The organism is Pseudoduganella sp. GW821-FHT11H04 (assembly GCF_058807935.1).
Genome location: NZ_JBXARE010000004.1, coordinates 584,755 through 605,015 on the forward strand (window position 1 = coordinate 584,755; position 20,261 = coordinate 605,015).

At 61.6% G+C, this 20,261-nt stretch carries 23 protein-coding genes; 15 read left to right on the forward strand and 8 right to left on the reverse strand.

What is annotated here, in order from left to right:
- Positions 1-11: 11 nt before the first annotated feature.
- Positions 12-782, forward strand: coding sequence for an ABC transporter ATP-binding protein (locus AC1RTP_RS12930; RefSeq protein WP_498608022.1), 771 nt, complete (start codon positions 12-14; stop codon positions 780-782).
- On the forward strand, positions 782-1,504 hold the full coding sequence (locus AC1RTP_RS12935) for an ABC transporter ATP-binding protein (protein ID WP_498608023.1): 723 nt from the start codon (positions 782-784) through the stop codon (positions 1,502-1,504). Before AC1RTP_RS12930 ends, AC1RTP_RS12935 begins: the two co-directional genes overlap by 1 nt.
- A 2-nt stretch (positions 1,505-1,506) precedes the next feature.
- Here the strand turns inward: AC1RTP_RS12935 and AC1RTP_RS12940 are convergent, their stop codons facing one another.
- A complete protein-coding gene (locus tag AC1RTP_RS12940) occupies positions 1,507-2,799 on the reverse strand; it encodes an ATP-binding protein (RefSeq protein WP_498608024.1) in 1,293 nt (430 codons plus the stop codon).
- Positions 2,796-3,455: a response regulator gene (locus tag AC1RTP_RS12945; protein WP_498608025.1), complete on the reverse strand. Its 660-nt coding sequence runs from the start codon at positions 3,453-3,455 to the stop codon at positions 2,796-2,798. Before AC1RTP_RS12945 ends, AC1RTP_RS12940 begins: the two co-directional genes overlap by 4 nt.
- Positions 3,456-3,539: 84 nt before the next feature.
- Between AC1RTP_RS12945 and AC1RTP_RS12950 the strand changes: the two genes are divergently transcribed.
- Genes AC1RTP_RS12950 through AC1RTP_RS12965 form a run of 4 tightly spaced genes read left to right on the forward strand, consistent with a single transcriptional unit; the run spans position 3,540 to position 7,136 of the window.
- Positions 3,540-4,976: an ArnT family glycosyltransferase gene (locus AC1RTP_RS12950; protein WP_498608026.1), complete on the forward strand. Its 1,437-nt coding sequence runs from the start codon at positions 3,540-3,542 to the stop codon at positions 4,974-4,976.
- The gene (locus tag AC1RTP_RS12955) at positions 4,973-5,953 is read left to right on the forward strand and encodes a glycosyltransferase family 2 protein (protein ID WP_498608027.1); all 981 of its coding nucleotides are present in this window, start codon (positions 4,973-4,975) and stop codon (positions 5,951-5,953) included. The genes AC1RTP_RS12950 and AC1RTP_RS12955 overlap by 4 nt, the downstream gene beginning before the upstream one ends.
- Complete coding sequence (locus AC1RTP_RS12960; RefSeq protein WP_498608028.1) at positions 5,953-6,333, forward strand: GtrA family protein; 381 nt, start codon at positions 5,953-5,955, stop codon at positions 6,331-6,333. Before AC1RTP_RS12955 ends, AC1RTP_RS12960 begins: the two co-directional genes overlap by 1 nt.
- Entirely contained in the window at positions 6,330-7,136 is an 807-nt protein-coding gene (locus tag AC1RTP_RS12965; protein WP_498608029.1) for a ChbG/HpnK family deacetylase, read from the forward strand. The genes AC1RTP_RS12960 and AC1RTP_RS12965 overlap by 4 nt, the downstream gene beginning before the upstream one ends.
- Here AC1RTP_RS12965 and AC1RTP_RS12970 read toward each other — a convergent pair.
- Genes AC1RTP_RS12970 through AC1RTP_RS12980 form a run of 3 tightly spaced genes read right to left on the reverse strand, consistent with a single transcriptional unit; the run spans position 7,133 to position 9,706 of the window.
- Positions 7,133-8,089, reverse strand: a complete 957-nt coding sequence (locus tag AC1RTP_RS12970; protein ID WP_498608030.1) for a threo-3-hydroxy-L-aspartate ammonia-lyase — start codon at positions 8,087-8,089, stop codon at positions 7,133-7,135. The two genes, AC1RTP_RS12965 and AC1RTP_RS12970, sit on opposite strands and share 4 nt — an antisense overlap.
- Before the next feature lie 11 nt (positions 8,090-8,100).
- Complete coding sequence (locus tag AC1RTP_RS12975) at positions 8,101-9,084, reverse strand: ornithine cyclodeaminase family protein (protein WP_498608031.1); 984 nt, start codon at positions 9,082-9,084, stop codon at positions 8,101-8,103.
- The gene (locus tag AC1RTP_RS12980) at positions 9,074-9,706 is read right to left on the reverse strand and encodes a helix-turn-helix transcriptional regulator (protein ID WP_498608032.1); all 633 of its coding nucleotides are present in this window, start codon (positions 9,704-9,706) and stop codon (positions 9,074-9,076) included. Before AC1RTP_RS12980 ends, AC1RTP_RS12975 begins: the two co-directional genes overlap by 11 nt.
- A 99-nt stretch (positions 9,707-9,805) precedes the next feature.
- Between AC1RTP_RS12980 and AC1RTP_RS12985 the strand changes: the two genes are divergently transcribed.
- A complete protein-coding gene (locus tag AC1RTP_RS12985; protein ID WP_498608033.1) occupies positions 9,806-10,090 on the forward strand; it encodes a hypothetical protein in 285 nt (94 codons plus the stop codon).
- 143 nt (positions 10,091-10,233) lie between these two features.
- Here AC1RTP_RS12985 and phaP read toward each other — a convergent pair whose 3' ends face one another.
- Entirely contained in the window at positions 10,234-10,788 is a 555-nt protein-coding gene (phaP, locus tag AC1RTP_RS12990) for a TIGR01841 family phasin (RefSeq protein ID WP_498608034.1), read from the reverse strand.
- Between the two features lie 264 nt (positions 10,789-11,052).
- Between phaP and AC1RTP_RS12995 the strand changes: the two genes are divergently transcribed.
- From AC1RTP_RS12995 to AC1RTP_RS13005, 3 genes are all read left to right on the forward strand, one after another.
- Entirely contained in the window at positions 11,053-11,748 is a 696-nt protein-coding gene (locus AC1RTP_RS12995) for a nitroreductase (RefSeq protein WP_498608035.1), read from the forward strand.
- A 79-nt stretch (positions 11,749-11,827) separates the two neighbouring features.
- Entirely contained in the window at positions 11,828-12,250 is a 423-nt protein-coding gene (locus AC1RTP_RS13000) for a PaaI family thioesterase (protein ID WP_498608036.1), read from the forward strand.
- A gap of 264 nt (positions 12,251-12,514) precedes the next feature.
- Complete coding sequence (locus AC1RTP_RS13005) at positions 12,515-13,561, forward strand: serine hydrolase (RefSeq protein ID WP_498608037.1); 1,047 nt, start codon at positions 12,515-12,517, stop codon at positions 13,559-13,561.
- Here the strand turns inward: AC1RTP_RS13005 and AC1RTP_RS13010 are convergent.
- On the reverse strand, positions 13,546-14,328 hold the full coding sequence (locus AC1RTP_RS13010) for an IclR family transcriptional regulator (protein ID WP_498608038.1): 783 nt from the start codon (positions 14,326-14,328) through the stop codon (positions 13,546-13,548). The genes AC1RTP_RS13005 and AC1RTP_RS13010 overlap by 16 nt on opposite strands.
- Positions 14,329-14,415: 87 nt before the next feature.
- Between AC1RTP_RS13010 and AC1RTP_RS13015 the strand changes: the two genes are divergently transcribed.
- The 4 genes from AC1RTP_RS13015 (at position 14,416) to AC1RTP_RS13030 (ending at position 17,127) form a co-directional block, all read left to right on the forward strand.
- On the forward strand, positions 14,416-14,799 hold the full coding sequence (locus tag AC1RTP_RS13015; RefSeq protein WP_498608039.1) for a diacylglycerol kinase: 384 nt from the start codon (positions 14,416-14,418) through the stop codon (positions 14,797-14,799).
- Between the two features lie 93 nt (positions 14,800-14,892).
- Positions 14,893-15,906, forward strand: coding sequence for a sulfate ABC transporter substrate-binding protein (locus AC1RTP_RS13020; protein ID WP_498608040.1), 1,014 nt, complete (start codon positions 14,893-14,895; stop codon positions 15,904-15,906).
- A 20-nt stretch (positions 15,907-15,926) separates the two neighbouring features.
- Positions 15,927-16,562 carry an RBBP9/YdeN family alpha/beta hydrolase gene (locus AC1RTP_RS13025; protein ID WP_498608041.1) on the forward strand — a complete coding sequence of 212 codons (636 nt, stop codon included), beginning with the start codon at positions 15,927-15,929 and terminating at the stop codon, positions 16,560-16,562.
- Complete coding sequence (locus AC1RTP_RS13030) at positions 16,489-17,127, forward strand: peroxiredoxin (protein WP_498608042.1); 639 nt, start codon at positions 16,489-16,491, stop codon at positions 17,125-17,127. The genes AC1RTP_RS13025 and AC1RTP_RS13030 overlap by 74 nt, the downstream gene beginning before the upstream one ends.
- 65 nt (positions 17,128-17,192) lie before the next feature.
- Here the strand turns inward: AC1RTP_RS13030 and AC1RTP_RS13035 are convergent, their stop codons facing one another.
- Positions 17,193-17,519: a hypothetical protein gene (locus tag AC1RTP_RS13035; RefSeq protein WP_498608043.1), complete on the reverse strand. Its 327-nt coding sequence runs from the start codon at positions 17,517-17,519 to the stop codon at positions 17,193-17,195.
- 205 nt (positions 17,520-17,724) lie between these two features.
- On the opposite strand from AC1RTP_RS13035, the gene AC1RTP_RS13040 reads away from it, so the two are divergent.
- Positions 17,725-20,142, forward strand: a complete 2,418-nt coding sequence (locus AC1RTP_RS13040; protein WP_498608044.1) for a TonB-dependent receptor plug domain-containing protein — start codon at positions 17,725-17,727, stop codon at positions 20,140-20,142.
- Positions 20,143-20,261 lie beyond the last annotated feature (119 nt).

Consider the following 20,261-nt stretch of genomic DNA (forward strand, 5'->3'; position numbering starts at 1 on the left):
GGTTGGTAGAGATGAACGAACAAGTAATCCTGAATATCGAAGGCGTCAACAAACGCTTCGGCGGCCTGCAGGCGCTGACCGACGTGCGCATCAAGATCGACAAAGGCCAGATCTACGGCCTGATCGGCCCGAACGGCGCCGGCAAGACGACTTTCTTCAACGTGATCACCGGCTTGTACCAGCCGGACACCGGCACCTTCGAGCTGGCCGGCAAGCCTTACTCGCCGTCCGCTCCTCACGCCGTCGCCAAGGCCGGCATTGCCCGCACTTTCCAGAACATCCGCCTGTTCGGCGAAATGACCGCGCTGGAAAACGTGATGGTGGGCCGCCACGTGCGCTCGCACCAGGGCGTATTCGGCGCCATCTTCCGCCACAAGGCTGCACGTGAAGAAGAGCAGGCGATCCGCAAGCGCGCGCAGGAATTGCTGGACTTCGTCGGTATTGGCCAGTTTGCCAGCCGCACTTCGAAATACCTGTCCTACGGCGACCAGCGCCGCCTGGAAATCGCCCGCGCCCTGGCTACGGATCCGCAGCTGCTGGCGCTGGACGAACCGGCCGCCGGCATGAACGCCACCGAAAAGCTGGCGCTGCGCGAGCTGCTGGTCAAGATCAAGAACGAAGGCAAGACCGTGCTGCTGATCGAGCACGATGTGAAGCTGATGATGGGCCTGTGCGACCGTATCAGCGTGCTCGAATACGGCAAGCTGATTGCCGAAGGCTTGCCAGCCGAAATCCAAAGCAATAAAGCCGTGATTGAAGCCTATCTGGGAGGAGCGCACTGATGGGCGCCAATGTGTTGAAAGTATCGGGCCTGAAGGTCGCTTACGGCGGCATCAAGGCAGTCAAAGGCATCGACCTGGAAGTCAACGAAGGCGAACTGGTGACCCTGATCGGCGCCAACGGCGCGGGCAAGACCACCACGCTGAAGGCCATCACCGGCACCCTGCCGCCGTGCAAGGTGGAGGGCACGGTTGCCTACATGGGCCAGTCCCTGAAAGGTTCGCAGTCCTTCCACCTGGTCGAGAAAAAGCTGGCCATGGTGCCGGAAGGCCGCGGCGTCTTCACCCGCATGACCATCACCGAAAACCTGATGATGGGCGCCTACACCATGAACGACAAGGCTGCCATTGCAGCCGATATCGAAAAGTGGTTCAGCGTCTTCCCGCGCCTGAAAGAGCGCGCCACGCAGCTGGCAGGTACTTTGTCCGGCGGCGAGCAGCAGATGCTGGCCATGGCGCGCGCGCTGATGTGCCACCCGCACTTGCTGCTGCTGGACGAGCCTTCGATGGGCCTGTCGCCGATCATGGTGGAAAAGATTTTCGAAGTGATCCGCGACGTCCACAAGCAGGGCATCACCGTCCTGCTGGTGGAGCAGAACGCCAAGCTGGCGCTGCAAGCGGCCGACCGCGGTTACGTGATGGAGTCGGGGGCGGTCACCATGACCGGCAAGGCCGACGACATGCTGCACGACCCGCGCGTGAAAGCCGCCTACCTCGGCGAATAAACTCAGAATTCGACTGAGGCGCTGAAGCCGCCGCCTTCGCGGTTTTCCATGCCGAGGCGCGCGCCGTGGTTGTCGGCGATGTGGCGGACGATCGACAGCCCCAGGCCGCAGCCGCCGGGTCGGCTGCCTTCCGGCCGGAAGAAGCGGTCCGACAAGCGTTCCAGGTCGACCTGGTTGACGCCCGGCCCGTTGTCGCTGACGCGGAGCAGGGCGCCTCGGCCTTGCTGCTGCACGACGACATCGACCCTTCCATCTTCCGGTGCATAGCGCAAGGCGTTGTCCAGCAAGTTGTTGAGCAGGATGCGCAGGCTATCCGGTTCCGCCCGCACGTACACCGCCTCTTGCCCTTCCACGCCAAGATCGACGCTGCGGCTTGCCGCCAAAGTGCTGTAATCGGCCACCGCATCGCAGGCCAGGCGCCGTAAATCCACATTCTGCAAGTCCTGCCGCGCCGGGCCGGCTTCCGCCCTTGCCAGGTTAAGCAGCTGGTGTACCAGGTGGCTGGTGCGGTCAAGCCGCTCGTGCAGCTTGCCGAAGTTCAGTCGGCGAGCCTCGTCGCTGTCGGCACGCTCCATCAATTGCAGCTGTAGCTTGAGGGCGGTGATTGGCGAGCGCAGTTCGTGCGCCGCATCGGCGACGAAAGTGCGCTGCGTTTCCAGCGACCGGCCGAAACGATCCAGCAGCCCGTTCAGTGCATGCACGACCGGCGTCAGTTCGCCGGGCCAGCCATCTGGCGGCAGGGGTTCGAGCATGGCAGGTGAGCGATGCGCCACCGCCTTGGTGAGGAATTCCAGCGGGCGCATGGCGCGGTTGACCACCACTTGCACCAGTAAGGCCATCAGGGCGACGAAAGCGAGCAGCGGCAAGCCGGTCCGCAGGGCGATGGCGGCAGCCATGTGGTTGCGCACGGCCATCGGCTGGCTCGCTTGCACATACCGTCCGTTGGCGGCATCACCGTAGACGCGCCAGGCAGCGCCGTGCTGCTTGACGACGGAGAACCCTGGCCGGTTGTATTGATTCACTTGCGCCGAAGGTTTCGAGTCGTACAGCAAGGTGCCGTTGGCATCCCAGGCCTGCAGCACGAATTCCTCGTCCGGGTCTTCTGCCGCTCGCTGGAGGACGTCGGACGCGAGCCTGTCGGGCAGGGCGTTGACCAGCTGGCGCAATTGGAAGTCGGCCAACTCATTGGTCTCGGTGCGCAGGGCGCGATACAGCAACCAGCCGGCTGCCATGGTGGCAACCAGCGTGGCGCACAGCATGCCGACCAGCAGTTGGCGGCGTACGGTGGACATCATGGCGCGGCCACCTTGTAGCCGACGCCGCGGACGTTCTGTATCAGGTCGGCGCCAAGCTTCTTGCGCAGGTGGTGGATGTAGACGTCGATCGCATTACTCTCGATTTCGGTCTCCCAGCCGTACAGGCGATCTTCCATCTGGCGCTTGGGCACCACGGCGCCCGGCTCGTCCAGCAGCACGCGCAGCACCGCGAATTCGCGGGCGGACAGTGTGACTTGGGCGCCGTCGCGGGTCACGACGTGGCTGGCCAGGTCGACCTTCAGGCGGCCATGCACGATCACCGAACTGCTGCGCGAAACGCGTCGCCTGAGCAAGGCGCGGATGCGGGCCAGCAACTCGTCCAGGTCGAAGGGCTTGCCCAGGTAATCGTCGGCGCCCGCATCCAGCGCCTCGATGCGGGCGGCTGTGCCTTCGCGCGCCGTGACCACCAGGACCGGCACGTCGATACCGCGCGCGCGCATGGTGTGCAGCACGGCCATGCCTTCGCGTCGCGGCAAGCCCAGGTCGAGCAGCACCAGGTCGTAATTATTGGTTGCCGCCGCCAGCTCGGCGCTGGCGCCGTCGCGCACCCAGTCCAGTGCGTAGTTTTCACTCCGCAGGCCGGCCTCGATACTTTCACCGATCATCTCGTCGTCTTCAACCAGTAACAATCGCACTGCACAATCCCTTTCAGTATTACCCGGACGATATCACGCTGGCGATTAACGCTGTCTTAATCAAGCCGCAGTTAGCCTATCCAGATGAATCTCAATTTTTCATTGCAAGTTACGCAAGACACCGCGGGAGCGACCGAGGAGCATGCCCCGCAGCCCGGGCTCAAGTCCTGGTTTTACGCGGCGCTGGCCTTGCTGCTGCTGGCTCGCCTGCTTCTGATGGCGCTTGGCCCGTTGGCCGACACCACTGAAGCGCGCTACGGCGAACTGGCACGCCAGACCGTCGTGCATGGCTACTGGCTGATGCCGCATATGGATGCGCAAACGCCATTCTTCGCCAAGCCGCCCCTGTCCAACTGGAGCAGCGCTGCTGGAATGGCGCTGCTGGGCGTGAACGAATTCGCAGCGCGCTTACCGTCCCTTCTATTTGCCGCGCTGACGGCATGGATTTGCAGCGCCTGGGCCGCCGCTCATGGCGTGCGACAGCGCTGGCTGGTGCCGCCGCTGCTGGCGGCGACGCCGATCTTCTTCGTTTGCGCCGGCGCGGTGATGACCGATGCTGCTCAAATGCTGGTGGTGTGCGCGGCGCAGTATTTTGCCTGGGGCGCCATGCAGGCGCAGAATATCCGTATGGCCCGTCTGGAGCGCTTGGCGTTCTGGGCCTGCATCGGCCTTGGCGCGTTGACCAAAGGCCTTGCGACGTGGGCCCTGATCGGCATGCCCGTCCTGGCTTGGGCCATGCTTCCGGGCCGCCGTCTGGCCGACGTGTGGCGCTTGTGGGACTGGCGCGGTGTGCTGCTGGCGCTGGCGCTCTTTGCGCCATGGTACGCGGCGGCGGAACATGCGTATCCCGGCTTCCTGAGCTACTTCATCGTGGGCGAGCATTTCTCGCGCTTCCTGGTGCCTGGCTGGAAGGGCGACCGCTATGGCTTCGCGCACCGCCAGCCTTGGGGCGCGATCTGGGTGTTCTGGCTGGGCGGCGTGCTGCCATGGTTCGTGCTGTTTGCGACCCGCCTGGCCACAGCGCTGCGCCTGCGCCGCGCCAGCCCGCTGGAATCCTACTTGTGGTGTGCCACGCTGGTACCGCTGCTGTTCTTCACTTTCAGCCGCAACATCATTGGTACCTATACGCTGACGGCAGTGCCGCCTTTCGTGGTGCTGGTGGCCGGCTGGCTGGACCGGATGGATGCGGCCAGCCTGCGCAAGATCGGTATGGCTCTCACTGGCTACGCCTTGCTGGTATTGGCCTCGCTGCCTTTCATTCTGGGCCGTCAGGACCGGAATTCGGACCGTGCCTTGCTGCGCGTGGCCGCACAAGCCGCACCCGGTGCGCCGGTGCTGTATTTGACCAAGCCTGCTTTTTCGTCCGCCTTCTATGGCGGCGCGGCGATCCGTGAGGCTGTATCAGGCGAGCCGTTGCCGCCCGCCGGACTTGTGGCGGCCGACAATGACGTAGCCGCCGGCGTGAAGGGCCGCGTGCTGTTCCGCGGCGCGCACCGCACACTGTTGGAGATCGGGCCATGAAACCGCGCAATTCGCTTTCCGTCGTTATTCCGGTCCTGAACGAGGCCGAAGCGATGGCGGCATTGCTGCCCGAAATCGAGCAGCAACTGCGGCGCTGCAAGCTGGAATGGGAAATCGTCATTGTCGACGATGGCGGCGACGACAACCTGGCCGAGGTCGTGGCCAGCTTCGAGCGCGGCAACGGACATTGCAATGTCCAGCTGCTTCACCTGTCGCGCAACTTCGGCAAGGAAGCCGCGCTGACTGCCGGCTTGTCGGCCGCCCGTGGCGATGCCGTCATATGCATGGATGGCGACGGGCAGCACCCGCCCGCTTTGCTGCCGATCATGGTGGCGCAATGGCGCGCCGGCTACGATACCGTGATCGCTACACTGGCCTCGCGCGCGCATGAACCGCGCTTGCTGGCGTGGGCCAAGCGCCGCTTCTACGCTTTCCTGCAGGGGAACGAGCGCTTCCGCATTCCGCCCGATGCAGGCGACTTCCGCCTGCTCGACCGCCACGTGGTGCGCGCACTGTTGCAGCTGCCGGAGCGCAGCCGCTTCATGAAGGGCCTGTATGCCTGGCTGGGGTTCCGCACCACCACGGTGGATTTCAATGCGGCGCCGCGCACGGCGGGCCGCAGCAAATTCCGCATGCGCCAGCTGGCCGAACTGGCGACGTTCGGGATTACCGCCTTTTCATTGCGGCCCTTGCGCATGGTATCGGGAGCGGGCGCCCTGGTTTCGCTGGCTGCGGTGGCTTACGGCTTATATATCGCCGTTGAAACCCTTGTGATCGGCAATGCGGTGTCCGGTTGGGCCACGCTGGCTTCGGGCATGATGCTGCTCGCCGGCGTGCAGTTGCTCTGTCTGGGCGTCATCGCCGAATACCTTGGCCGCGTGTACGAGGAGGCCAAGCAGCGCCCACTCTACGTGCTTGACGAAACAGTGGACCACAGCAAGCTAGGCCTGCGCGAACGCAGCATGAAGGTGCTTTGATGCGGCGCCCTTTGTTCTTCGCGCTGGTCGGCGCGGCGGCTGCGCTGACGCATTTGACGCTGGTCTGGCTGCTGGTGGAGTTTGCAGCCTGGCCTCCGGCGCATGCCAACGTCGTAGCGTTTTGCGTGGCCTTCCTGGTCAGCTTCATGGGACAGCGCCGCTTTACCTTTGGCTGCGGCGCGCCGTGGCAGCGCAGCATGGCGCGCTGGGGCGCCGTGTCTGTGGCGGCATTCGCGCTGAACCAGCTGTTGTTCACGCAGGCCTTGCAACGTCTTCCCGGCCAGCCTTACCTGCTACTGTTGACGGTTGTGACATTCCTGGTCGCGGCGCTCAGCTTCCTGCTCGGGAAAGTATGGGCATTCGCGGGAGCGTGGCGATGAAAGGGCTGATCCTGAATGCCGACGATATCGGCCTTCATCCCGCAGTGGATGATGCGGTGGCCGAACTGGTGGAGAAGGGCATCGTCAGCGCTGCAAGCGTGATGGCGCTGGGTAGTCCCAACCGCGACACACTGTCCGCCATCGCGCGGCGCGGCGCTGATATTGGCCTGCACCTGGATTTCACGAGTGAGTTGGCGCATGCAGCGTACCGGCGTGAGACCAGCCTGACCTCCCTGATGCTGTCTGCCTGGAGCGGCACGCTGAGCGCCTCGCATGTGCAGGCCGCGCTGGAAGGCCAATTGCAGCGCTTTGGCGAACTGACGGGGCGCCTGCCGGATTTCATTGACGGCCACCAGCATGTGCACCAGTTCCCCGTGATCCGCGAGGCGCTGGCGCAGTTGCTGGAACGGTACGGAGAAAGAAGCATCCGCGTGCGCAACACTACTGCGCGGCGTTGGCGAGGAGCCAAGGCGGCCGTCATTGGCATGCTGGGCAGCGAAGCGCTGGCTCACCGGCTGGTACCCATTGGTTTCACAGGCAACTCCGACTTCATGGGCGTCTATGGCCTGACCGGGGATGCTGACCTGGCGGCGTTGTGGCGTGGCTGGCTGGCTGGAGCACCGCAGCTGGGCGGGTTGGCGATGTGCCATCCCGCGCTGAAGGATTGGGGCGCGGAAGCTTTTCGCGTCAGGGAGTATCAATTCCTGATGAGCCAACAGTTCCGTGAGATGTGCTGCGAATTGCAGGTGCAAGCCGTGAATTGGCGCGGCCTGCCTCTGCGCAGTACACATTCGGCGAATTAAGCCAGAAGGCTGGCGAAGCGTTCGATATCGACATTGCCGCCGCTAATCAGTACGCCCACGCGCCTGCCTCGCAATTCTTCCTTCATCTTGCGCGCCGCTGCGAAGCCCAGGCAGCCGGTCGGTTCAACCACGACCTTCATGCGCGAAGCGAAGAAGCGCATGGCGTCGACCAGTTCCGCATCGCTCACGGTGAGGATGTCGTCTACGTCGCGCTTGATGATGGGGAAGGTCAGCGAGCCAAGGTGCTGCGTCTGTGCGCCATCGGCGATGGTTTTTGGCGTATCGATGTGAACGATGGCGCCGCTGCGGAATGATTGCTGCCCGTCGTTGCCCGCTTCCGGCTCCACGCCATACAGCTTGCATTTCGGTGACAGCGCGCGCGTGGCCAGCGCGGAGCCAGACAGCAAGCCGCCGCCGCCCAGGCAGACGAAGAAGTAATCCAGCTCGCCCACTTCCTCGAACAATTCCTTGGCTGCCGTGCCCTGGCCGGCGATCACGTCGGCATGGTCGTAGGGCGGGATCAAGGTCATGCCTTTTTCTTCCGCCAGCTTGCGGCCGATGGCTTCGCGGTCTTCCTTGTAGCGGTCATAAGTGACCACGTTGCCGCCGTAGCCGCGGGTGGCGGCGATCTTCGATGCCGGAGCATCTTCCGGCATGATGATGGTGGCGGGGATGCCGAGGATCTTTGCCGACAGCGCGATCGCCTGCGCATGATTTCCTGACGAGAAGGCGACAACGCCGGCCTTGCGTTGTGCTTCGCTGAAGCGCGACAGCGCATTGAAGCCGCCGCGGAATTTGAATGCGCCCATGCGCTGCAGGTTTTCAGCCTTGAAGAAAATCTCTGCGCCCAGTTCTTCGTTCGCTGTGCGCGAAGTCAGGACTGGCGTGCGGTGGGCGTGGCCTTCAATGCGGCCTGCGGCTGAGACGATGTCTTCGTAAGTTGGGATGGTCATTGCTTCTTTCCTTACCAGGGCCAGGGAATATTGTGGCCGATGTTGTTGGAGAGGGCACGCTGGTACAGCATGCGCACCGTGGTGAGGTCTTGCAGGGCGATACCTGTCATGTCGAAAATCGTGATGTCGTCCGCCGCTCGCTGCGGCGGCGTTGCGAGCAGCTCGCCCAGTTCGGCGGCTGGCAAGTCCTGCGCCCATTGCAGCTCGCCGATGCGGCGCGCTTGCGGCAAGTCGTCGGTCCATACGCGGGCGCGTTGCAGCAGGCCAGGCGGGAGTTCGCGCTTGCCTGGCGTGTCAGCGCCGACTGCGTTGATGTGCGTGCCAACCCGCACGGCATCGGTGTTAAACAACATGCTGTGACCCGGCGTGGCGGTGATCACCACATCCGATGCGGCGACGGCGGCATCGGCGGCCGCAGTGCGCGCGCCGCCAGCCGGCGCGACATCGCAACGTCCCGTGAACAAGGCTTCGAACGAAGGCTCCTGGCGGCCGTCGGAGGTGATGTAGCGTACGCGTTTGAGCGAAGGGAGGGCATGCAGCGCGTAGTCCACATGGGCACGCGCTTGCACGCCGGTGCCGAACACGCACAGATGCTCGCTATCGGGGCGGGCTAGCAGTTGCAGGCCAAGCGCGCCAGCTGCCGCGGTACGCGCCGTGGTGACTGCATTGCCGTCGGCGAGGCATAAAGGGCGGCCGGTACGCGGATCGATCAGCATGATGGTGGCCTGGTGCGCATCGCTGCCGCCCTCGCGGTTGGCGGGCCAGAAGCCGGCGGCCTTAAAGCCAAGCAGTTCCTGCGAGGGCACGTCGCCTGACTTGATGCCGAAGACCGCGCTGCCCGGCAGCTCTTCCCGCACCAGTGGAAACACGCGGGCTGCGCGCGCGGCGTGCAAGGTGAAGGCTTCGTGCACGGCGGCGCGCACATCGTCAGGCTGCAGCAGGGTGGCGACGGCGTCGCAGTCCAGCAATAGCAAGCGTGCTTCGTTATTTGGCATAGTTGTAGACGGTGGCACGGGATACTCCCAGGTAGGCGGCAATGGTTTCCATCGAGCGCCGCATTTCCAGCAGGCCCGCATCGCCCAGCTCACGCAGCAAGGCGCGGCGCTCCTCTGCCTTCAAAGCACGCGGCGTGGTGGAAAGCCGGGCCGCAAATTGTTCGATATGCGCGCGGATCGCGTCCGCGCCTGCGGCCGGCGCCAGCGATTCAATCACCGCCGCCGCCGGATCGACATTGCTGAACTGGCCCAGCATCGCCTGCAGGCTGCGGAACAGGTTCAGGTCCACATTCAGGCATAGGGCGGCAATGTATTCGCCATCCTGATCCTTGATGCCCACCGACGTACTTTTTGCAGGGCGACCGTCGGGGAAGGTGTTCGGGTAATTCGCCAGCACTTGCGGAAAGGCCGGATCGGCAATCCGCGCCAGGCCCAGCTCCGTCGCCGGTTCGCCCACCGCGCGGCCCGACAGGTTGTTATGGATCGCCAGCACCGCATGGCCCGGATCGCGCAAATCGTGCAGCACCACCTCGGTGAAGGGCGCCAGCGTGCGCCCCAGCCCCTCGGCCACCTGTGCCATCTGTTCCAGCAAATGCTGCTGTGCGGGAGTTCGTCTCGTCATCAAGACAGATTATCTCGTTTTAGATGAAATGTAAACAACGCATGGGCTTGCTTGAACTGCAAGGTTGGCAGGAACATACTGCAGCCAATGGAGGGCATCATGGAAAATTCAACGAATGGGATCTTCGTGCCGCTTACTTCCGATCAGCGGGATTGGCTCGAATCCGCCGCAGCTGAGATGCATATTTCTGTTGAGGCCTTGCTGAGTGCTGCTATCGGCTTTTGCTATCGCATGGACAATAATGGTCCGGTGAAGGGCTTCTTTGATGAGTGCACTGAGCGGATGAAGCGCGCCGCAGCCGATGTTGAAGAGACTATTGCCTTCATCGACGCGTCGAACAAGCGTATCGATTCGATGCTGGCATCGAGCCCAATGTCGCGATGAGTATCCCGTCCGTATGAATAAAAAAAGCCCCGGACTATGCCGGGGCTCGGGAAGGACACCCGCTGAGAGGAAACCACGGATGCCGAGGAGACCTGCGTACAGCGATGCTTCGTAGCCGGCCGCGAGGGCCGGCGGGATTTCAATTACTGCTTCTTAGCGGTGGTGGCAGCAGTGGTGAACTGGTTCACCGCAGCATTCACGTTGGCTTCGAAGGTTTCAGCAGCAGCCTTGGCGCTCTTGGTGAACTGCTCGTAACCGGCGTTGGCGTTGTTCAGGGCGGACTTGAACAGGGCAACGGCGCTTTCGCTGCCGGCTGGGGCATTCTTGCTTACTTCGTCAACCAGGGAGATCACCTTGCGGTTGGTCTCGGCGATCTGCGACTCGGCGGCCTTGCTGAATTCAGCGCCGGTGCCGGAAGCGATCGATGCCAGGTGACGGCTGTAAGCGATAGCTTTCTCGGCAACTGGCTGAGCCTGGGCAGCGGACAGCGTGAAGAACTCTTGCGGGTCCTTGGCAGCCAGCAGCTGTTTGGTGGCGACCGACGATTCTTCCAGCGATGCCTTGGCAGCGGTGAGGTTCAGATCGACAAACTTCTCAACGCCTTCGAAGGCTTTGTTGGTCAGCGAAGAAAACAGTGCGAACTGGCTTTCGAAGTTTGCCTTGGTGGCATTGGAAAACTGCTCAGGAATCGCAAACATTGGACTCTCCAAATAAGTGAATTAGTCGTTGGGACTAGCTGTTTCTACAACAGAAAACAACGAATTGTGCAACGCAACAAAGCCAATTATCCGGGTTCAGAAATCAAAGTCAAGAAATTTTTGTGCATTGCACAAAGTAAGCAACTTCCCGCCACTAAAGGCTTTCCACGGGGAATCGCTGCCGATATTCCTGCCAAGCAGGAGGGGATTCCCCATGTTTGGAGTAATATTTGTGATTAAGCAATCCAAATAGGCCAGGCCATCATGATCAATTCCCCAGAACAGCAAGCCGTCGACGCGGCCATCACTTCGCGCCGTTCGATCCGCGCTTTCCTGCCCACCCCGGTGGCGCGTGAAGATATCGAGAGCATCCTGGAAGTGGCCGCCCGCGCGCCGTCCGGCACTAACACCCAGCCTTGGCAAGTCTATGTTCTCACCGGTGCAATGAAGGAAGCCCTGTCTGCCAAGATCCTGGCGGCCTATGCCGACCCGGAACAGAACAAGCTGCACACCGAGGAATACGCCTACTACCCGCGCGAGTGGGTGTCGCCCTATATTGACCGCCGCCGCAAGGTGGGCTGGGACCTGTATTCCTTACTGGGCCTGACCCGCGAAAACAAGACCGGCATGGCTGTCCAGCACGGTCGCAACTTCGAATTCTTCGACGCGCCGGTTGGCCTGATTTTCACCATCGACCGCATCATGGAGCAGGGCTCCTGGCTCGATTACGGAATGTTTTTGCAAAACATCATGGTAGCGGCGCGCGGCCGCGGCCTGGATACTTGCCCCCAGGCTGCTTTCACCCAATACCACCGGATCATCAGCGAGGTGCTGGGCCTGCCGGCAAGCGAAACTGTTGTCTGCGGCATGTCGCTTGGTTTCGCGGACAGAGGCAAAATCGAAAATACCCTGGTCACCGAGCGCGAACCGATTTCCAGTTTCGTCAAATTCATGGAATAGGCTTGCGTCGCCGGCCTGGCGACGCAGGTGCGAAATGCAGTATTTGGGCCGACCGCCACGTTAGCTGAGGGCATTGATCATGCAATTGATTACTTCTGTGCAAGACCTGAACCGCGTGCTTGAAGGTTCCCGTTTCCTGGCCGGCTACGATTTCGAAGTCACGGCCTGTTCTGCAGGCGAATGCGAATTACTGGTGCCATTCAAGCCGGCATTCCAGCGGCCGGGCGGCATCGTCAGCGGCATGACGATCATGGGAGCGGCTGACGTCGCCATGTGGCTCGCCATCATGACGACCCGCGGTACGGTAGAACATTGGGTGACTTCCGATATGAAGACGGCCTTCCTGGCCCCCGGAGCCGACGAATCGCTGCGCTGCACCGCTCGCGTGCTGCGCCTCGGACGCCGAACTGCCTATGGCACGGTCGAGTCATGGGGGAAATCGGGCGTCCTTTTGGCACACCATACAGTCAGCTATGCCAAGGTTGCGGACCAGGCGCCATAACCTTGGCCAGCGAAACTGTTGTATGTGCGATGTCGCCAGAAGGCGCCGATAGTGGCAAAATTGAAAACACGCTGCCAACCGAGCGCGAACCGATTGCCAAATTTGTTAAATTTATGGAGTGAACAAGCTTCCGTTGCAGTCTGGCGTCACTATGGAAAATGTGTATTGCGAGGCTGAAAACTTTACTTCGGAATTGCTTGCGCTGGAATCTGTTTTTGCTACACTGCAACTAGCGATTCTGCTGTTTCACACCGGGGAAGAGGAATGAACAAACTTGCTATCAGCGTGCTTGTGTCTGTGCTTTGCGCAACAGCTTCAATTGGTTCTGCGCAAGCGGCAGTCAAGAAAGCTGGTACTCGCCATGCCGCGCCTGCTTCCAAAGAGCAGGTGGTCAAGCGCACCGTAAAGGTTCACGGCAAGAGCAAGGTTGTTTACCAGCGCGTCACCAAGGTGTCCGATGCAGGCCGTCCTACCATGGGCGACCTGGCCGGCTTGAACCTGGTGCGCGATCCCCTCGACCTTAAATCCAATGTAGCCCTGGTGCTTGACCAGGCCAATTCCGAAATCCTGTTTGAAAAGAACGCCGGCGTTGCGCTGCCTATCGCCTCGATCACCAAGATGATGACCGGACTGGTGGTGGTGGAAGCCAACCAGGACATGGACGAAGTCCTGACCGTGACCGACGAGGATGTCGACCGCGAAAAATTCAGCTCCTCGCGCCTGCGCGTGGGCGACCGCCTGACCCGCCGCAATATGCTGCACATCGCGCTGATGAGTTCGGAAAACCGCGCCGCTTCTGCGCTTGGCCGCAACTATCCGGGCGGCCTGCCAGCCTTCGTGCAAGCGATGAACGACAAGGCGCAGTCGCTGGGCATGACCGATACCCATTATGTGGATTCCTGCGGCCTGTCCAAGCTGAACGTGGCTAGCGCACGCGACCTGGCCAAGCTGGTGCAGGCTGCCTACGAGCATCCGATGCTGCGTGAATTCTCGACCGACCCGAAAGCCATCGTGGAAAACAACGGCCGTCCTGTGACCTTTGGCACCACCAACCGCCTGGTGGCGCCGAACTCGGGCTGGGAAATCGGCTTGCAGAAAACCGGCTTCATTAACGAAGCCGGCCGTTGCCTGATCATGCAGGCCATGGTGGAAGGCCGCGCCGTCATCATGGTGCTGCTGGATGCGAAGGGCAGTGCTGCCCGTGTAGCCGACGCCACCCGCATGAAGAAGTGGCTGGCCGCGCTGAAGCCGACCTTCGGCGAGAATGTCAGCGGCGCCAGCGTCGGCGCCCAGTCTTACTCGGGAATGTAACCCAGGGTTGCGGAGATCTGGTTGGCAGTGCTGACCAGGTCGTCCAGCCATTCATCCTGCAGCCGGTCCGCCGGCGCGGAAATCGACAAGCCCGCCACCAGTTTGCCGGAATCGTCACGGATGCCGGCCGCCATGCAGCGCACCCCCAGTTCCAGCTCCTCATTGTCACGCGCATAGCCGCGCGCACGCACCAGGCTCAGCTCGCGCTCCAGGCGCGGCAAGTCGGTAATCGAATTCTTGTTGTGGCCAGCCAACCCGGTACGGGTGGCGTAGGCGCGGATCGCCTTCGGCTCGTCCACCGACAGGAATAGCTTGCCGGTCGAAGTCAGGTGCAGCGGGCCGCGGCCGCCGATGGCGCGCACCACCTGCATGCCGGAGCGCTCGGAGAAGGCGCGGTCGATATAAACGATCTCGTCGCCCTGGCGCACCGACAGGTTGATGGTTTGCTGCGTCTTCTTGTGCAGGGCGCGCATGAAGTCCAGCGCCGCTTCGCGCACGGACAGGCGGCTCTTCACCACATTTCCCAGTTCCAGCAGGCGCATGCCGAGGCGGTAGGTGCCCGGCTCGACGCGGTCGACAAAGCGGGTCACCACCAGGTCGTTCAGGATGCGGTGGGCGGTAGAAGGATGCAGGCCGGAAACTTTCGACAGCTCCTTCAAGCTGACCGGATCGGGGTACTTGGCCAGGGCGTCAAGCAGGGCCGTCATGCGGTCGATGACCTGGATTGTCGTTTTTGTTTCCTGCGGGGGCAGGGTTTCGCTTTTCATGATGTGGTTGGTGCAGTGCGGTATAGGCAGACTTATTTATACCATGATGTGAAAAAAATGGGAAATCTGTCGCTATAATCCGTGCCCATGGAACCTACTAGTGAATTCAAAAGCAAGAGTGGCCTGAAGCGCATTTATTCGGCCTTTTTCTACTCTATCGAGGGGCTGCAGACCGCCATCCGTTCGGAGCACGCCTTCCGCCAGGAACTGGCCGTATTTGTGGTGGGCGCGATCGCCGCAATGCTGCTGCCGGTATCTGCCTTCCAGAAACTGGTGTTAATTGGCAGCATGGTGCTGGTCCTGATCGTCGAGCTGATCAATTCGGCAATCGAGGCCGTGGTGGATCGTGTCTCGCTGGAGCGCCACCCGCTGTCCAAGAACGCCAAGGACTTTGGCAGCGCTGCCGTACTGCTGGCTTGCCTGCTCTCGGGCGCCACCTGGGCGGTCGTCCTGGTCAATCGCTATTTGTAATTACTTTCCTGTATAAGGATCGTCGAAAGAATTCGTTCGTAATTATATAGAAGGGCATTAATCTGGCATCTCCAAACATTAAGGGGAAACCAGATGCTGTCCAAGAAACTGATTGCCGCTGCTTTGTTCGCCACCGCCGCTGTGGCGCAAGCTGCCGACGTGAGCTTGCTCAACGTCTCATACGACCCAACCCGCGAGCTGTACCAGGACGTCAACACCGCCTTCGCCAAGGAATGGAAGGCCAAGACTGGCGACAACGTCAAGATCAAACAGTCGCATGGTGGCTCCGGCAAGCAAGCGCGCGCCGTGATCGACGGCCTGGAAGCCGACGTGGTGACCCTGGGCCTGGCCTATGACATCGACGCCGTCTCCGAGCGCGGCCTGGTCAGCAAGGACTGGCAGAAGCGCCTGCCGCATAACGCCACCCCGTACAGCTCCACCATCGTCTTCCTGGTCCGCAAGGGCAACCCGAAAGGCATAAAGGACTGGAACGACCTGGTCAAGCCAGGCGTGGCGGTCATCACCCCGAATCCTAAAACCTCCGGCGGCGCCCGCTGGAACCACCTGGCCGCCTACGGCTACGCCCTGCGCCAGCCGGGCGGCAACGACGCCACCGCACGCGAATTCCTGAAGAAGTTCTACCAGAACGTGCCGGTGCTCGATTCCGGCGCCCGCGGCGCCACCACCACCTTCGTTGAGCGCGGCATCGGCGACGTGCTGGTCGCGTGGGAAAACGAAGCCCTGCTGGCGATCAAGGAGCTGGGTCCGGACAAGGTTGAAATCGTGGCGCCTTCCGTCTCGATCCTGGCTGAACCGCCGGTCGCCGTGGTCGATAAAGTCGTCGACAAGCGCGGCACCCGCAAGGTCGCCGAGGCATACCTGAATTTCCTGTACACCGACCAGGCGCAAGCGATCATCGCCAAGAACTACTACCGCCCAACCGTGGAGAAGGAAGCGAAGAAATACGCCAGCCAGTTCCCTAACGTGAAGCTGTTCAAGATCACCGACGTGGCAGGCGACTGGACCGTCGCGCAAAAGACCCACTTTGCTGACGGCGGCGTATTCGACCAGATCTACCAGCCCGGCTCCAAAGTCGCAGGCAAGTAACCACAGCAACGGAGGGCCGCATGGCGATCCAACAACTGAACCAATTCCGCGTGCTGGTCGCTCCCGGCCTGCACAACAGCGGCCCGGAACACTGGCAGTCCCGCTGGCAGCGCCTGTACCCGCGCTTCGAGCGGGTAGAGCAGAAGCGCTGGAGCGATCCTGTCCTGCTGCGCTGGGCCGACCGCCTGGATGAAGTACTGGACCAGGACCGCCGTCCGACCCTCATCGTTGCACACAGTTTCGGCTGCCTCACCACCGCATTGAGCTTGTCACGTTCTTCCTCCCCCCACGTGGCGGGCGTGCTGCTGGTGGGGCCTGCCGATCCCGATAAGTTCCAGGTCAGCTCCCTGCTGCCGCATGGAGACCTGCCTTGCCCATCGATCATGGTGGCCAGCACCAACGACCCATGGATGACGGTGAAAAACGCGGAAACCTGGGCGCAGCGCTGGGGCAGCGACTTCGTCAACGCCGGGGCGCTGGGGCATATCAACGCTGAATCGGGGCTGGGTGACTGGCGCTTTGGCCAGCGCCTGCTGCAAGTCCTGGCACAGCGCGCAAGCAATTTAACGACGGAGAAGAAGAATGAGTTTACGCCTTGGCGATACCGCACCGGACTTCGAACAGGATTCCAGCATTGGCAGCATCAGGTTTCATGAGTGGGCAGGTGAGTCCTGGGTCGTGCTGTTCTCGCACCCGGCCGATTTCACCCCGGTCTGCACCACGGAACTGGGCCTGACCGCCAAGCTGAAACCGGAGTTCGACAAGCGTAATGTAAAGGCGATTGCGCTGTCGGTCGACCCGGCCGACAAGCACAGGGAATGGATCAAGGACATCGAAGAAACCCAGCAAACCGTAGTGGGCTTTCCGATCATTGCCGATGCCGACCGCAGGGTGGCCGAGCTGTACGACATGATCCACCCCAACCAGTCGGCCACCGCCACGGTGCGCTCACTGTTCGTGATCGATCCGGCTAAAAAGTTGCGCCTGCAGATTACTTACCCGCTGAGCACCGGCCGCAACTTCGATGAAGTGCTGCGCGTGATCGATGCCCTGCAACTGACGGACAAGCACACCGTCGCCACCCCAGGCAACTGGAAAGATGGCGATGACGTGATCATCCCGCTCACGGTGCAGGACCCGGAAGTGATCAAGGTAAAATACCCGGCCGGCTTCAAAGCCCCGCGTCCTTACCTGCGCATCACACCGCAACCGAATAAATAAAAATTCGACTCGCGCGGCCCGCTGCCTACAGGGGAAAGATCACCAGGCCTAAGCCTTGTGGGTAGCTAGTGCACGTGCTCTGACAAGCGTCCTTCGGGACGCTTTTTTTCTTTCAGCATTTCGCGCAACGCCGCAATCTCGCTGCGCGCGCAGACGATGCATTGGGGATTGTTCTTGCCGCCAGGCGGGGCGAACTCGACAGCCGCCAGGATGCTGGCCTGGATCGAGGCCAGTTTGTCGAAAGCTGCCAGCGGCAGCCCGGCATCCTCGAAATCGGCCATCAGGTGTTTGGCGGTGCAGTAGACAGTGGCCTTCTCGAACTTGGTATAGGCCTGCAAGGCCATCTCGGTCAGGTCGCACAAACGGTCAGTCAGCAACAGAGCATCAGTCATCACACTTCCTCCCTTGAATCGCTTGCTGACAATGTAGCACTTGGCGTGGAATCACGCTAATAGCTGCGGTTCTGTTCCATCTATGCAACGTTATGCGAAGATTAAATTATAAAAAATGAATGTTTTCTTTGTGAGATCAATCGTGCAAGGTTAGTATTTTTCGGCGGCACCATCATAAAAATTGTCAGAGAGATTGGAACATCTAATGAAACGCACCCTTATCGCCAGTGCTGTTTTGCTGGCCACTACGCAGGTTTACGCACAGACTGCCGCCCCAGACACCAACGAACAGCAGACCGTGGTCGTGCTGGGCTCGCGCTCCCCGGCCAAGACCGCGCTCGATACCGCTGCGCCGGTTGGCTTGATCAGCCAGAAGGACATGGAGACCGCCGGCCCGCTGGAACTGGGCAAGCTGCTGCAAACCCTGGACCCTTCGTTCAACTTCTCTTCGACCTTTATTTCGGACGGCACCGACATCATCCGCCCTGCGACGCTGCGCTCGCTCGGCCCTGACCAGCTGCTGGTCCTGGTCAACGGCAAGCGCCGCCACCAGCAGGCGCTGGTGAACGTGCAGCAAACCGTTGGCCGCGGCTCGGCCGGTACCGACATTAACGCCATCCCGCTGTCGGCCATCCATCACGTGGAAGTGCTGCGCGACGGCGCGGCTGCCCAGTACGGCTCCGACGCGATCGCCGGTGTGATCAACATCGTGCTGAAGAAAAACGTTGGCGAGACCGCCTTGTCCGGCACGCTCGGCACCACCTCGGAAGGTGACGGCGACCTGTACTCCGGCAGCGTGAATACCGGCTTCGCCCTCGGCCAGGACGGCGGTTACCTGAACCTGACCGCTGAAGGCCGCAAGCGCAACGAAACCAACCGCGCCGGCCTCGACACCCTGCGCGTCGACCCGCCGCGCGTGACCCAGCGCGTGGGCGACTCCAACGCCAAGGACGCCTACCTGTGGTGGAACGGCGCCTTGCCGGCTAACGGCCTGGGCGAGTTCTACAGCTTCGGCGGCGTGTCCAAGCGCAAGGGCGATGGCGGCGGCTTCTTCCGTTCGAAGGGCGATAACCGCACCGTGCCGGCCATTTATCCGAACGGCTTCCTGCCGCAAATCAATACCACGGTCAAAGATGCCTCGCTGGCCTTCGGCTTCCGCCGCGACCTGAGCGATGACTGGTCGGTCGACTTCAGCATCAACCATGGCCGTTCCGAACTCGACTTCCACGAATCGAACACGGTCAACGTGTCCTACTGGTACGAACCGAAGCCGGGCGGCGGCATTTACGCCGATTCGCCGACCGAAGCCGACACCGGTAAGCTGAAATTCAACCAGACCACCTTCAATGCCGACCTGAAAGGCCCGATGAAACTGGGCGGCTCTGAGATCTTCCTGGCCACCGGCTTCGAATGGCGCCGCGACGGCTACGAGATCGTGGCCGGCGACCCGGTGTCTTACCAGTATGGCCGCACCAACAACCGCGCGATCGTCATCAACGGCCAAGCGGGTACGACGGCCGGCCTGGGCACGCAGGGCTTCCAGGGCTTCTCGCCGAACGAAGTAGTGGACGACAGCCGCCATAACATCGCGCTGTACCTGGACGTTGAACACCATCCGGTGAAAGAGCTGTTGCTGGCCGGCGCTGTGCGCTACGAGAAGTACTCGGACTTCGGCAGCACCGTCACCGGCAAGTTCAGCACCCGCTGGGATCCGAACGAGCAGTTTGGCCTGCGCGGCTCCGTCTCCTCCGGCTTCCGCGCGCCTGGCGTGCAGCAAGAGTTCTTCAGCCAGGTATCGACCAACCTGGATTCCAACGGCAACCTGGCCGACACGCTGACCGCGCGTCAGGGCAGCGCGGCTTCCAAGGCATTCGGTATCGCCCCGCTGAAGGAAGAAACTTCGCGTAACGCCTCGGTGGGCGCGGTGTGGCGTCCAATGAAGGACACCTCGCTGACGGCCGATCTGTACCAGATCAAGATCAAGGACCGTATCGTCTTCTCCAGCAACATCAATGGCGAACCAGGCGGCGGCCCGATTGCCAACCTGCTGGCAAGCCTGAACGTACAACAGGCGCTGTTCTTCACCAACGCGGTGGATACCACCACCCGCGGCCTGGATATCGTGGGCGAAAAGGTTGTGCGCATGACGGGCTCGACCCTTGTGCTGTCCGGCCAGTTGGGCTTCAATAAGACAACGGTAGATAAGCGCCACTCGAGCTCGACGGTCCTGACCGGTGAGCAGTTGTTCGACGATGCGCAAGTGATGCTGCTCGAACACGGCCAGCCGCGCCAGCACCATGTGCTGGCAGTCGACTACACCACCGGCCCTTGGAACGTAAACACCCGCGCCAATTATTATGGTGAAGTGTCGGGCAAAGGCTTCAACGGCAAGGAGTTCACCTGGCAGGGCAAATGGCTGCTGGACCTGACCGGCCGCTACTCCTTCAGCAAGAAGACCCACCTGTCGGCTGGTATCAACAACTTGTTCAACACCATGCCGACCCGTTGGGAAGGCGACGCGGGCTTCCCGTTCAACCAGCTCGGCTTTACTCACTGCTGGGAAACCTGCCCGTTCGGCATCAATGGCCGTTCGATGTACGTAAGGTTCGATACCGCCTTCTAAGCGGCATCAGCTAATAAAAATAGCGCCCCGCGGTGAACTGAGCCCCGAAAGTTGGACACCAACTTTCGGGGTTTTTCATTGGCAAAGTACACGACAGAATTCAAGCTGGAAGTTGTCCA